The sequence below is a fragment of the Mesorhizobium sp. P2_C5_2 genome, assembly GCF_056404535.1.
On record NZ_JBFUDV010000004.1, the window covers coordinates 67066 to 80703 of the forward strand.

At 62.7% G+C, this 13638-nt stretch carries 12 protein-coding genes; 7 read left to right on the forward strand and 5 right to left on the reverse strand.

The window, feature by feature from the left end; genetic code table 11:
* Positions 1 to 16 precede the first annotated feature (16 nt).
* The gene (groES, locus tag AC1D1B_RS15475; RefSeq protein WP_006203049.1) at positions 17 to 313 is read right to left on the reverse strand and encodes a co-chaperone GroES; all 297 of its coding nucleotides are present in this window, start codon (positions 311 to 313) and stop codon (positions 17 to 19) included.
* Positions 314 to 499: 186 nt separating this feature from the next.
* Entirely contained in the window at positions 500 to 1297 is a 798-nt protein-coding gene (locus tag AC1D1B_RS15480) for a class I SAM-dependent methyltransferase (protein ID WP_477333394.1), read from the reverse strand.
* Between the two features lie 82 nt (positions 1298 to 1379).
* Here AC1D1B_RS15480 and AC1D1B_RS15485 point away from each other — a divergent pair, with 82 nt between their 5' ends.
* The gene (locus tag AC1D1B_RS15485) at positions 1380 to 2249 is read left to right on the forward strand and encodes a hypothetical protein (RefSeq protein ID WP_477333395.1); all 870 of its coding nucleotides are present in this window, start codon (positions 1380 to 1382) and stop codon (positions 2247 to 2249) included.
* Here the strand turns inward: AC1D1B_RS15485 and AC1D1B_RS15490 are convergent.
* Positions 2246 to 2872, reverse strand: a complete 627-nt coding sequence (locus AC1D1B_RS15490; protein WP_477333396.1) for a TetR/AcrR family transcriptional regulator — start codon at positions 2870 to 2872, stop codon at positions 2246 to 2248. The two genes, AC1D1B_RS15485 and AC1D1B_RS15490, sit on opposite strands and share 4 nt — an antisense overlap.
* Positions 2873 to 3025: 153 nt before the next feature.
* Here AC1D1B_RS15490 and AC1D1B_RS15495 point away from each other — a divergent pair, with 153 nt between their 5' ends.
* Together AC1D1B_RS15495 and AC1D1B_RS15500 are read left to right on the forward strand one after the other, a co-directional pair.
* Positions 3026 to 4213, forward strand: coding sequence for an MFS transporter (locus AC1D1B_RS15495; protein WP_477333397.1), 1188 nt, complete (start codon positions 3026 to 3028; stop codon positions 4211 to 4213).
* 111 nt (positions 4214 to 4324) lie between these two features.
* The gene (locus AC1D1B_RS15500) at positions 4325 to 5260 is read left to right on the forward strand and encodes a bifunctional helix-turn-helix transcriptional regulator/GNAT family N-acetyltransferase (protein ID WP_477333398.1); all 936 of its coding nucleotides are present in this window, start codon (positions 4325 to 4327) and stop codon (positions 5258 to 5260) included.
* 6 nt (positions 5261 to 5266) lie between these two features.
* Here the strand turns inward: AC1D1B_RS15500 and AC1D1B_RS15505 are convergent, their stop codons facing one another.
* Positions 5267 to 6100, reverse strand: a complete 834-nt coding sequence (locus tag AC1D1B_RS15505) for an AraC family transcriptional regulator (RefSeq protein WP_477333399.1) — start codon at positions 6098 to 6100, stop codon at positions 5267 to 5269.
* Between the two features lie 445 nt (positions 6101 to 6545).
* Between AC1D1B_RS15505 and AC1D1B_RS15510 the strand changes: the two genes are divergently transcribed.
* The 4 genes from AC1D1B_RS15510 to AC1D1B_RS15525 all read left to right on the forward strand — a co-directional run bounded on the left by AC1D1B_RS15510 (position 6546) and on the right by AC1D1B_RS15525 (position 13057).
* Positions 6546 to 7016, forward strand: a complete 471-nt coding sequence (locus tag AC1D1B_RS15510) for a MarR family winged helix-turn-helix transcriptional regulator (protein WP_477333400.1) — start codon at positions 6546 to 6548, stop codon at positions 7014 to 7016.
* Positions 7013 to 8212 (forward strand): HlyD family secretion protein, encoded by a 1200-nt coding sequence (locus tag AC1D1B_RS15515; protein ID WP_477333401.1) that lies wholly within the window; start codon positions 7013 to 7015, stop codon positions 8210 to 8212. The genes AC1D1B_RS15510 and AC1D1B_RS15515 overlap by 4 nt, the downstream gene beginning before the upstream one ends.
* Positions 8213 to 8543: 331 nt before the next feature.
* A complete protein-coding gene (locus AC1D1B_RS15520) occupies positions 8544 to 10079 on the forward strand; it encodes a DHA2 family efflux MFS transporter permease subunit (RefSeq protein ID WP_477333402.1) in 1536 nt (511 codons plus the stop codon).
* 299 nt (positions 10080 to 10378) lie between these two features.
* Entirely contained in the window at positions 10379 to 13057 is a 2679-nt protein-coding gene (locus AC1D1B_RS15525; RefSeq protein WP_477333403.1) for an EAL domain-containing protein, read from the forward strand.
* Between the two features lie 31 nt (positions 13058 to 13088).
* On the opposite strand, the gene AC1D1B_RS15530 is transcribed toward AC1D1B_RS15525, so the two are convergent.
* Positions 13089 to 13607 carry a CAP domain-containing protein gene (locus tag AC1D1B_RS15530; protein WP_477333404.1) on the reverse strand — a complete coding sequence of 173 codons (519 nt, stop codon included), beginning with the start codon at positions 13605 to 13607 and terminating at the stop codon, positions 13089 to 13091.
* Positions 13608 to 13638 lie beyond the last annotated feature (31 nt).

Below are 13638 nucleotides of genomic sequence, written 5' to 3' on the forward strand. Positions count from 1 at the left end.
ATGAGGAGGCCGATAATCAGCCGATGATGCCCATAATGTCGGATTCCTTCATGATCAGAAGGTCTTCGCCATTGAGCTTGACTTCGGTGCCCGACCACTTGCCGAACAGGATGCGGTCGCCAGCCTTGACGTCCAGCGGGACCAGCTTGCCAGCTTCGTCACGGGCGCCGGAGCCGACGGCGATGATCTCGCCTTCCTGCGGCTTTTCCTTTGCCGTATCCGGGATGATGATCCCGCCGGCGGTCTTGGATTCGGATTCGACCCGGCGTACGACCACGCGGTCATGAAGCGGGCGGAACTTCGACTTTGCCATTTTTTCTTCCTCGAATGAGAACAGTGAGAACAAGTTCCTCCATCCGGCGATGCCGGACATGAGTTAGCACTCACTTGGGTCGAGTGCTAACGTGGCGCTGAAATAGGCGCGTGGCTTTCGAGAGTCAAGGCGAGCGGCGAGCAGAATTGCGCCAATTGGAGCCGTGCCGCAATCCGACGGCGGACCCTAGCGGCGCCTCGGCGATTCAAGCACCAGAAGCGGACAGCGTTCCGCCAGCGCATAGGTCCCTGTCGGCGCGAGGCGGACACTGTCAAAAAACCGGCTCGCCTCTTCGACCAGCGTCGCCCCCGGGGCGAAGCTGTAGACCGTCTGCGAATTCGCGTAGACGTCGATGGTGCCGATGACCGGCATATCCCATCCGGTCGTCGCGGCAAGGACTTCCCGGTCGGCAAACATCGCATCGAAGGCGTCGAGGATCGCCCGCACCGGAATGGCGCGGTCAGGGTCGCCCCCCGCACAAGCCATGGCAATGCGCCATTTGAGTTCGTGGAAGGTCGCAACGCCACCGGAGAGCGCCAGCGCCCGGACCTCCTGCGGATCGTCCGGCGCATGCGGGCTTGCATAGGCCCGCAATGCAGCCCGCGCACCGGGCTGCAGTACACGCGCGATCTCGGCAAGCAGGGCCTGGCGTGCGACCGAGGACCCCAGTGCCGACAGGCAGCCCTCGCCGATCACCGCGCCGGCACTTTCGTCGCCCAGCGGCAGCTCCAGCCAGTTGCCGATGACCGCCTTGCGCGAGGCGGTATCGCCTGGCCAGATGCCCGATATCATGGCGGCGGACTCGTCGACCGCGAGCACGGTCCGGCCGAGACCGGCAAGTTCCGGCGTGACCCCAAGCAGCACCACATCGACCGATTGCAGGCCGAGTTCGCGCTCATAGGCGGCGACGGCTTCCGGCGGCGGACAAAGCGGCGACCCGAGAAGCCGCCAGTGACGGCGAATTGCGCCCCAGTGGCCAGTCATGCGGAACGGCTTGGGGAATGGCTGGACATATTTCCTTCCAAGCTATTGGTTGCCTTACGTGTTACCTCACGCAGGAGAAGCCGTGGCCCGCATTGCCGTCATAACGCATGAATATGACCGGTTCCAGAGCCGGCACGGCCTCCTGTTGCGCCAGGACAGCCCCTACATGCTGTTCGACATCCTGGCGGAGCTGAAACGGCGCGGTCACTCCGTGCGAATCCAGCGTGGGCCGTCGGCAAATCATGACGCCGATATTGCCGTCCTGCACGTCGATGCGACAGTGACGCCATGGGACTATGTCGACTATGCCAGCGGATTTCCCTTGTGCCTCAACCTTGGCGCAACCGACATTTCCAAGCGTCGCATCAGCGGTGCGATCCTCGAGCAGGGGGACGATTGGCGCGGTCAGGTCATCGTCAAGAGCAACCTCAATCATTGGGGAATGCCTGAGGAGCAGCTCAACCGAAAATCCGTCCGCGCCGGCAAGGCAGTGACCTTTCCGGGCGCGCAGATCTTCGATCGCTATCAGGTCCATGCCTCGCTTACCGATGTGGCGCCGGAGATTTTCGGGCGTGCCGACCTGATTGTGGAAAAATTCATTCCCGAAATCGAGCCCGACGGTTTTGCGGCACGGTTCTGGATATTCTGCGGCGATCGGGAGCGCTGCACCCGCTACGTCTCGCCGCAGCGTCTGGTCAAGGGCGACGATACCATCCGCCGCGAGCCGGTTCCGGTTCCCGACGACCTGCGCGCCCTGCGTCGGAAGCTCGGCTTCGACTACGGCAAGTTCGACTTTGTCGTCCATGAGGGCAGGGCGGTGCTGCTCGACGCCAACAAGACCCCCGGCCGCGCCAGGAACCTGTCGAAGATCGTCGCCGCTGGCACCGCTAACCTAGCCGACGGCTTCGAAAACCTCATCCGCCGGGCCGCAAAGGGCCGAATCGGGCGCTAGAGAAACAGCCCCAGCTGCGTATGGATGATCGACCGGTAGTCCTCGATGGTATGGCGGCTTTCCTCTTGGTCCTGGGTCAGCGCCATGCGCACGACGCCGCCGGCTAGTTGGAAGATCAGGAAAACCATACGGCCGAACTCATCGCGTCGCTCTGGCGCGAGAAAGGGGTCGACATGGTCGCAGAACATCGTCGCCTGGCGCCGGGTTTCGGCGATGTCGAGATTCTTCAGCGCCTTGTCGGCCTGGATGGCGTTCTGCAGGTCCTGGATGGCGGGGTCGCCGGCGACGCGTTCACAGTAGTCGTCGAGCAGCCGATCGGCCGCCGCGATGACGTCGCCCAGCCCGCCGATGTCGGCAACGATCACCGCAAGCCGGGCACGGCTCACTTCGGAGAAACGCTCGTAGAGCATCGCCAGGATCGCCGACTTGTTGGGGAAGTAATGATAGACGGTGGCGATCGGCCCGCCGGCCAGCGCGCCGACTTCCTTCATGGTGACGGCGTCGATGCCCTTTTCGCCGATCAGCCGCATGGTCGTCGACAGGATGGCGTCGATGCGCTCGCGGCTGCGCTCCTGCTTCGGCCTGCGCCTGGGTTCGGTCGCCGTTCTCATTGCTCCGTTCATGCCGCCACCCTCTCGATCGCCAATTCGATCCCCAGCCTTGCTAATGCCGAGCCTCACCAGTGATTGACAAACGAATATGATCGAGTATCAGTTTCTAAATACTGACAGATTGTCAGTTTTTTTGCCGTCAGGCAAGGACGTTGGGAGGCGCCCGTGACTTCTGTTCGTAACGTCGATACCGGAAACGGCGATTGGCTGGTCGGCAATCCGACCGCCGCGCAACTGGCCTCGGCGCTGTGGATCGGCTCGGTCGGCCTGCTTATCCTCGGCCTGCAGCCGGTGCTGCTTGGCGCGCTCTACACCGAGGGCCATGTCAGCGGCGACGAACTCGCGCTGGTCGCCACGGCGGAGATGATCGCCATCGGCGTCGGTTCGGCCGTGGTGGCGATGATGCTGTCCGCCCACAATATGCGCTGGAAGAGTGCGATCCTTCTGGTCCTGCTGGCGCTGGCAAACTGGGCAACCGCCTATACGGCCAGCCCGAATTCGCTGATTGCCGCCCGCGCGGTGGCCGGTCTCGCCGAAGGCGGCCTTGTGGCGGTCGCCACCGAACTGATCGCCCGCTCGCGTCGGGCCGAGCGCATCGGCGGCTATTTCGTCACCATCCAGACCCTGGCGCAATGCGCGCTTGCCCTGCTGCTGGCGCTTTATGTGATCCCGGCTGCCGGATCGGCTGGGGGCTTCGTCGTCCTTGCTGTCGTCTGCATCGCTTCGGTGGCGGTCGCCTTCATGGTCCCGGATAGCTATGCCGACCTGCCCAAGGAGGAGCAGTTCAGCAATGTGCTGACCGTCCCTTCGCTCACCGCTCTGCTGTGCGTCTTCTGCTATTTTATGTTCTTCGGCTCGGTCTGGGCTTTTCTCGAGCCGCTCGGCGCACAATACGGCATCGACGGACGCACCGTCGGCCTGATCGTTTCGGCGAGCCTGGCGGTCCAGGTCCTCGGCGCGATGACGGCGACCGTCTTCGAGGCGCGCATCGACTACCGCGTCGCCATCGTGGCGATCGGCGTGGTCGCCGTCGCCTGTTCTGCGGTGCTCGCCGGCAGCCCCGACCTGGCGATTTTCTGGGCCGCCGCGCTGGTCATGGGCTTCATTCTTCTGTTCATCGTGCCTTATCAGATCCGGCTGGGGATCACCGCCGACGAAACGCGCACGGCCGTGCTTCTGGTGCCGGCCGCACAGCTCTTCGGCCTGGCCATCGGGCCGATCGCGGCATCGCTGCTGATCGACGGCAAGGATTTCCGGCCGGTGCCGGAATTCGCCGCCGCCAGTGCCGCGGCCAGCGTCGTGCTGCTCGGTCTGTTCATCCTGGTCGCGCGCCGCCGCCGCGCCATCGCCTGATCGAAACCGCTTTTCACGAACACACGATGGTGTGAGCGTCCAGCCGTTTCGTATGATGATACTTGACTAAGTCAAATAAATGATTGATCGTCCTGGAGCAGGAGATTGCCCATGACGATCCATCATCAACCCGGCAAGGAACGCATCGACGCGGTGCGGGCTTTCAACCGCTTCTACACCCGCCAGATCGGCCTGCTCGACGAAGGCCTGCTGAAAAGCTCCTTCTCGCTGACCGAGGCGCGGGTGCTCTATGAACTGGCGCATCGCGATGGCCTGACCGCCACCGATCTCATTCGCGATCTCGGCCTCGACGCCGGCTATGTCAGCCGACTGCTGAAGAAGTTCGAGCACTTGCAGCTGATTTCGCGCACGGCGCTGGTGTCGGATGCGCGGCAATCGTCGATCACGCTGACGTCGGCAGGACGGGAGGCCTTCGCGCCGCTGAACCGGGGTTCGCACGATCAGGTCGCCGCCTTGCTGGAGCGGCTTCCCGCTGCCGAACAGGACCGGCTGGTCAAGGCCATGCAGACGGTGCAGCAGCTCCTGGGTGAGAGCCTGGAGCCCAAAATCCCCTACATGCTGCGGCCCTTGCAGGTCGGCGACATCGGCTGGATCGTCCGCCGCCAGGGACAGATCTACGCGCAGGATTATGGCTGGGACGAAACCTATGAGGCGCTGGTCGCCGAAATCCTCGGCGCCTTCGTAAAATCCTTCGATGCCAAATGGGAGCGCAGCTGGATCGCCGAACGGCAAGGGGAGGTGGTCGGCTCGGTCTTCGTCGTGCGCAAGTCGGATGATGTGGCGAAGCTTCGCCTGCTCTATGTCGAGCCGTCGGCGCGCGGCCTCGGCATCGGCAAGCGGCTGGTCGAGGAGTGCATCGGCTTCGCTCGCGCCAAGGGGTACAAGACGCTGACCCTGTGGACCAACGACATCCTGACCGCCGCCCGTCACATCTACGAGAATGCCGGCTTCAAGCTGGCCGACGAAGAGCGCCACCACGCCTTCGGCAAGGATCTGGTCGGCCAGAACTGGAACCTGGAACTGTAGCGGCGTTCAGGTCTTCACGGGGATCCAGATCTCAAGCCCGCCATCGCCGCTGCGCGGGTCGAACTCCGGCCCGTAGCGCTCGAATTCGGGTCCGTCCGCTATGTCGTGCCCGGAGGCCGGCAGCCATTTGTTCCAGATCGTGTTGACGGTGCGGCGGATGGTCGAGATGTGCTCGGCATGGGTGAAGACGGCGTATTTCTGCGCCGGCACCCGCACCCGGGAAAGCTCCTTCGGCAGGTCGGAGAAATCCAGGACTTCGACCCCGGCGATATAGTCGAAATTGCCGGCATCGTCGCCGTTGACGCAGACGCCATAGGCGACATCGCCGGTCTCGCCCGGAATGTTGCCGATATAGGGGCCGAAGCGCTGCCACTGCATCGGGATGGCGGCGCTGGATTCGCAGCTGTAGCGTTCGCCGAGGCCGGCGATGAGAAAGGGCCGGCCCGCCTCGAAGCGCGGCGGCGGCAGTGATGCGAGGAAGGACTGGTCCATCAGGATCGGCTCCACAAGATCGAGATTGCTGAGGTTGCCCTGTGCGCGCACCAGTTCCGGCGTCGTACCGAACTGGTCGCGGAAGGCACGGGTGAAGGCCTCATGTGAGGCGTAGCCGGCATCGAGCGCGACCGCGAGGATGTCGGGCGCGCCGCCGGCCAGCTTGCGCGCCGCCTCGGTCAGCCGGCGCGCGCGCATATAGCCCATCACCGAACGGCCGGTGGCGGCGCCAAAGGCGCGCGTCACATGAAAGCGGGACACGCCGCTGCTTTGCGCGACATCGTCCAGCGAGATCGCTTCCGGCAGATGGCTCTCGACAAACCACAGCGCTTTCTCGGTCGGGTTCATTGGTCTCCTCGCATTTGGCGGCACCATGTTGCCGTCTTTCCGCGAGGCCAGTTTGATTGAAATTGCGCCTGTCGTAAAATCGGCGCCGAGGGCGCTCCCTTCCAACATTGGTCCGTTCCGCTCACTCAATCGCTTCGGCCAGAATCGCTCCACATAGGAACGACGACCACCGAGGCGCCTGCCTTAGAGCCAAAGGAGGGGCCGTTCTTGGGAAGGGCGGAACAGGGTTTTGGGGAAATAGGCACTCGCCGTCGTGAACCGTTCCCGTTTGTCGGGCGTTGCGCTGCGGCGGCCACAGACGGCGCCAGAGATGCTTACCCAGGGCACTCGACGTTGTTCATCGGTTGCAACCATGATCTCCTTGCATGGGCTGCCATCCCTGTTTGCCGGCTCTGGCGCAATGCGGTATCTTGAATAGTAAGCACGCTTATTATATATACCGCTCATGGTTTCCGACGGCATAGATAGATTGGGCTTTTTGATCCACGACGTGCAGCGTCTGTTGCGCAAGCGCTTCGAGACGCGCGCCAGCGGGCTCGGGCTTTCGTCGGCGCAGTGGCGGCTGATGGTCCGCGTCGCCAAGGAAGAGGGCATCAGTCAGGCGCGGCTTGCCGAACTGCTTGAAATCGAGCCGATCAGCGTCTCGCGCCTTGTTGATCGGATGGAGGAGGGCGGCTGGATCGAACGCCGCCCCGATGCCACCGATCGCCGCGTACGCATGATTTTCCCGACCGCCAAGGCAAGTGCCGCCTATGCGGAGGTCAAGAGCCTGGCTGGCGAAGTCTATGAGGAGTCGCTGGTCGGCGTTTCACCGGAAGATCGCCGCGTGCTGATCCGGGCGCTGGACACCATCGTTCAGAACCTTGCGGACGGCGAGACGTCGGCTCTGAAGAGTACGGAAGGGGCAGCGGCATGAACGCGGCAGCCAAGGTAGACGACAATGTAACCAAGCTCGAAATCGAAGCGTCGGCACAGCCGGTTGCCGAAGCGCCGGCGCAGCTGGCAGCCGCCCCTATCGCGGTGGCTCCGCCCGTGCAGCCCACGCCGGCCCCGAAAAAGCCGCGTCGCCTCGGCCGCTTGCTGTTGATGGTCGTCCTGCCGGCGGCCCTGGCTATTGGCGGCGGCTATGTCTGGGTGACCGGCGGCCGCTATCAGGAGACCGAGAACGCCAATTTGCAGCAGGCCAAGGTGTCGATCGCCTCGGATACGGCCGGGCGCATCGTTCAGGTCGACATCTCCGACAACCAACTGGTCAAGCACGGTGATGTGCTGTTTGCCATCGACCCCGAGCCCTACCGGATCGCATTGGCCCAGGCTGATGCGGCGGTTGCGGTCGCACGCGTCGGCATCGAACAGCTGCGCGCGGCCTACGGCCAGGCGATGGCGCAGGAAAAGTCCGACGCCAGCGAAGTCGACTACGCGCAGTCGCAGTATGACCGCGCCGCCGACCTTGCCCAGAAGGGCATCAACGCCAAATCCTCGTTGGATCAGGCCAAGAACGATCTCGACAAGGCCAGGCAGCAGCTGGCCGTGGCCGAGCAAGGCATCATCAGCGCCAAGGCCGCTCTCGCCGGCAATCCCGATATCGAGACCGACAAGCACCCGACGGTGATGGCCGCACTCGCCGCGCGCGACAAGGCCGCCTACGATCTGGCGCAGACCACGGTCAAGGCGCCGGCGGACGGCGTCGTCAGCCAGGCCTCGTCTTTCAAGGTCGGTCAGTATGTTGGTTCCGGCACGCCGTTGTTTGCGCTGGTCGAGACCGGCGACACCTGGATCGATGCCAATTTCAAGGAAACCCAGCTCACCCACATGAAAACAGGCCAGAAGGCCGAGATCGTGGTCGACACCTATCCGGGCCGCACCTTCGAGGCCACCGTCAAAGCGATCGGCGCCGGCACCGGCGCGGAGTTTTCGCTGTTGCCGGCCCAGAACGCCACCGGCAACTGGGTGAAAGTCACGCAGCGCATTCCGGTGCGCCTGGAACTCACCGATGCCGACGCCAAAATGGCGCTGCGCACCGGCATGAGCGCCTCGGTTACGGTGGATACCGGCGTTGCCCGCGGGCTCCCGGCCATCTTCGGCCACGCCACCGCGGGTGAGGCACAATAGACTGTGAGTGGACCGTGATCCTCAAAAGCAGGATCGCGGCCGGGCAGAATGCTCGCTCAGGCGAGATGAGATGACAGGATTGGTCCGATGGCAGGTTGCGCGAGGGGTGGGGGTGGACCGGGCCGCATCGTGGCCTGACCATCTCGGCGCCGATCTTTCGGTCCTTGGATTTCCGGGCGGCAAGCGCCTGATGTGTTGAGACCTTCGGTCGATGTAACCCCCACATCGATAGATCGCGTCCCACCGCGATGAGGGTCTCTTCACCAGAGAAGGCCTCGCCGCCCGGAAACCTAGTGTACACGTTTTTGTTACCTGTCGGAAGTTCCGCATCATGACCACGCCAGAACCTTTCAAGGAAGTGCCGCATCGCGGCCTGATCACCGTGGCGTTGATGCTGGCGACGGTCATGCAGGCGCTCGACACCACGATCGCCAACGTCGCGCTGCCGACCATGACCGGCGACCTCGGCGCTTCGCCGGACAACATCAACTGGGTGCTGACCTCCTACATCGTTGCCGCCGCCATCATGACGCCGGTGACCGGCTGGCTGGCCGACCGCTTCGGCCGCAAGGAACTGTTCCTGGCGGCGGTGGTCGGCTTCACCGTGTTCTCGATGCTGTGCGGCATCGCCTGGAGCCTGGAGAGCATAGTGTTCTTCCGGCTGATGCAAGGCGTGTTCGGCGCCGCCATCGTGCCGCTGTCGCAGACCTTCCTGCTCGACATCAACCCCAGGGAACGCCACGGCCAGGCGATGGCCATCTGGGGCGCCGGCATCATGCTGGGACCGATCCTCGGCCCGACGCTTGGCGGTTGGCTGACCGAGAATTTCAACTGGCGCTGGGTGTTCTTCATCAACCTGCCGGTCGGCATCATCGCCTTTCTCGGCATGGCCGCCTATCTGCCGGTCGTTGCCCGGCGCGTGCGCAGCTTCGATTTCTTCGGTTTCGCCATGATATCGCTCGGCGTCGGCGCGCTGCAGCTGCTGCTCGACCGCGGCGGCGAGGTCGACTGGTTCTCCTCGGTCGAAATCTGGATCGAGCTTGCTCTTTCGATCACCGGCTTCTGGGTGTTCATCATCCACACGGTGACGGCGGAGCGCCCCTTCATCGATCCCAAGATCTTCCTCGACCGGAACTTCGTCACCGGGCTGGCCTTCATCTTCGTCATGGGCGTGCTCATCCTGGCCTCGATGTCGCTGCTGCCGCCGATGCTGTCGACCATCTTCGGCTATCCGACCGTCACCATCGGTGTCGTCTTGGGGCCGCGCGGTGTCGGCACGATGATTTCGATGCTCGTTGTCGGGCGGCTCATGAGCAAGATCGACGCCAGGATTCTCGTCGTCATCGGCTTTCTGCTCACCGCGCAGTCGCTCTACACGATGGCGGGCTTCACGCCGCAGATGGACAATTGGCTGATACTCAGCTCCGGCGTCATCCAGGGCCTTGGCATGGGCATGGTGTTCGTGCCGCTGTCGACGGTCGCCTTCGCTACGCTCGACGTGCGCTTCCGCACCGACGCCACGGCGCTGTTCAGCCTGGTGCGCAATCTGGGCTCCTCGATCGGCGTGTCGGTGGTGACGGTTCTGCTGGTGCGCAACACGCAGGTCAATCACACCGAGCTGTCGGCCTTCATCAACCCGTTCAACCCAAATCTGTGGGCGGCATCGCCGGCCGCGGCAAGCGGCGATCCGATGGCGCTTTCGCAGATGGATCGCATGGTCAACATCCAGGCGATGATGATTTCCTACGTCAACGACTTCAAAATACTGATGATGATGACGCTGATTGCCATCCCGTTTGTGTTTCTGCTGCGCAAGCCAAAGACGGCCCCGGCAGCTGGCGCGGCGCCAGCGGCACATATGGATTGAGACGTCCGCCGATATTTGCCGACAGCAGATGACGCCATCGTGGGCGCGCGTGCGAATATGCAAGATCGAGCCGATTGCCGAGATGGTCGCAAAACTCTCCAGATATCGAAGAATGTCGATTCTGTAGCGGCGATGGCGATTTGGAAATGGCGCTTAAGTTTCAGGTAACCAGAAACCCTCGCGTCTGATTTCGGTTCGGTTGATATGCTGTTAGTACATATCCAACACTATCAACAGACTGTCGCATGGCACATAAATGATCGTTGCGTTCTTTCAGACCCAGCTGGGAGAAGGTCTGTTTGGCTACGAAATCATCCAGGAAATCCGCAGAAACGACTCAGCCTGTCGGCTTGGCCGCGTTGGCAAAACTGGCCGATGTTTCCTATGAGTCGCTGGAGCGTGACCTCCGGGCGACGATCACGGCACTCGAAGCACAGGCGCTGCGCTTCGAGACGGTGATCGAAAACATTTCGCAAGGCATCTGCTTTTTCGACCGCGACGAGCGGCTGATCCTGAGCAATCGCCGTTATGCGGAAATCTACCGCCTCGCACCCGAGCAGGTGCGCCCCGGCCTTACGCTGAGCGAAATCGTCGAGCGCCGCGCCGCAGCCGGCACGGCGGCGCTGGCCACCGATGCCTATCTGGCGATGGCGAGATCGGTCAATTCAGGCAAGGCTCCAAGAACCTGGACCGCCAAACTCCCCGACGGCCGGACCATCCAGATTTATAACCAGTCAATGCCCGACGGCAGCTGGGTAGCCACGCATGACGACATTACCGATCTCATCGCCAACAGACAGATCGTCGACGAGCGCATCTCGTTGCAGGCGCTGATTGACTGGGTGCCCAATTATCTCTGGGTCAAGGATACGCAAAGCCGCTTCATGGTCGTCAACAGCGCACTTGCGACTGACAGTGGCCATGACAAGACCGCCGACATGATCGGCCTGACCGATTTCGATATCCATCCCCCGGAGGTTGCGCAGAAATTTCGGCAAATCGAACAGTCGGTGCTCGAAAGCGGACAACCCTTGATCGACGCGGAAGAGTTCGTCGTCAACGCGTCGGGCGCGGTAAAATGGCTCTCCTCGACCAAAGTGCCGTTGCGCAATGCCCAAAACGAAATTTTCGGCCTGGTTGGCATCGCCCGCGACATCACCGCCCGCAAGCAGGCGGATGTCCTGCGCGGCGGACAGGCAAACATCCTGGAGATGATTGCGACGAGCGCACCGCTCGAGAACGTGCTCGACAGCCTGATGCGGCTGGTCGAGTCCCAACTGAAGGGGATATTCGGTTCCGTCCTGCTGCTCGACAAGGATGGCATGCATTTGCGGCACGGTGCGGCGCCGAGCCTGGCCAAAGCCTATATGAGCGCCATCGATGGATCTGCCATTGGCCCCAAGACAGGGTCGTGCGGTACCGCCGCCTACCGGCGCGAACCGGTCGTCGTCGCCGACATCCTGCAGAATCCGCTCTGGGAGGACTACCGCGAACTCGCGGCGCCCTATGGCTACCGTTCGTGCTGGTCGACCCCGATCCTGTCGCATCAGGGCGTCGTGCTGGGCGTCTTTGCCATGTATTCGATGAGCGTGCGCGAGCCGACCGAGGCCGAGACCCGCCTGATCGAATTCACCACCCACATTGCCGGTATCGCGATCGAGCGCAAACGGGCTGAAGACCAGATACACTTCATGGCGAACCATGATGCGCTGACCGGGCTGCCCAATCGCGCTTTGCTGGAGGATCGGCTTTCCCAAGCGGTCCTCTACGCGCAGCGATACAATCGTTGGGTGACGGTGGTGTTCATCGATCTCGACAATTTCAAACTGGTGAACGATACGCTGGGCCACAATGCCGGCGACGAACTCCTTAAGACTGTCGCGAGCCGTTTGCTTGGATGCGTGAAGGCGACCGACACCGTCGTGCGGGTAGGCGGCGACGAATTTGTCATCGTCCTGTTCGATCAACCCGCCAATGTCGATGTCATCTCGGAAACCCTGCAGACGATCAGGGATGCGATTGCCGAGCCGGTAACTTTCGCTGAGCACCGCCTGCGATTAACGGCCAGCATCGGCATCGCAAATTACCCGAAGGACGGGACAAGCCCGGATAAGCTGTTGGCCAATGCCGATGCCGCCATGTCTCGCGCCAAGGAATTCGGCAGCGACAATTTCCAGTTCTATGCCCCCGAGTTCAACTCAAGCGCACACGAAAAATTCCTGCTTCAGGAGGAATTGCGAAACGCGCTCGCCCGTTCGGAATTCGCGCTGCTCTACCAGCCGCAGGTCGATCTGCGATCGGGTCAGATCCTGGCCGTCGAAGCGTTGGTACGCTGGAACCACCCGGCGCGAGGTGTGGTGTCGCCGATGATGTTCATCCCGACCGCCGAGGAGACCGGGCTGATCGTGCCGATCGGCGACTGGATCCTGCACGAAGCCTGCCGGCAAAACAAAGCCTGGCAGCGCGCCGGTCTGCCGCCCGTCACCGTCTGCGTCAACGTGTCGGCGCGGCAGTTCAGGGAGAAGAACCTGATCGACCGCGTCGTCAACGCATTGAAGGAAAGCGGCCTGGAGGCCAGGTATCTCGAGCTCGAAGTGACCGAAAGCCTGATCATGCAGGATTTCGATCTGGCTGTCGCAACGATGAACGGACTGCAAAAGCTTGGCGTGCAGATCTCGATCGACGATTTCGGAACCGGCTATTCCAGCCTCAGCGCGCTCAAGACCTTTCCGGTGCAGCGGCTGAAAATCGACAAGTCCTTTATCGACGACCTCGCGACCGACGAGAACGATCAGGCGGTTACCAGTGCCGTCATCTCATTGGGTCAAAAGCTGAACCTGAGGGTCCTTGCCGAAGGCGTCGAGACGGAAGACCAGGTCGCCTTCCTGCGCAAGAACAATTGCGACGAAATGCAGGGCAATTATTTCAGCAAACCGCTGTCGGCCGAGGATATCGGCGAGGTCATCGCGAAAGGCTGACGATGAGTTGGGCGTCGGTAACCGCAGGCGATTACCTTCCCAGCACCAGGCTCCAGTAGCGGATGGCGCTGTCGCGTCCGTCGCGCACATAGGCCAGGCCGAAGCGGCTGAAATCCGGATCGAGCATGTTGCGGCGGTGGCCGGCCGAATGCATCCAGATGTCGAACAGTTTCTGCTGGTCGAAGCGGCCCTCGGCGATGTTCTCGGCGGCGGCACCGCGCACGCCATTGTCCTTCATCCGCGACGCGAAATCCTTGCCCCAACCTGTCGTGTGGCTCATGCGTTCGCGTGAGGCCATATAGCCGGCCTGCTGGAGAGCCGCCTGCTCGAGCTGTGCGTCCGGCACCAGCGCCGGCAGCCCGGCCGAGGCGCGGATGCCGGCCAGCGTGGCGGTGGCGGAGGACGAGACACCGGCGCCTTCGCCGGTCGGCACCGAGACCGTGCTGCAAGCGGCGAGCCCGGCCAGTGCGGCAATGCCGGCGCCTTTCAGCAGCAGGCGCCTGTTCAAGTTCGATGGGGCTTGGTGATTGTCGATTTTCGCAACGGTCATGCCTGCCTGACATAACGGCGATCATGGCTTT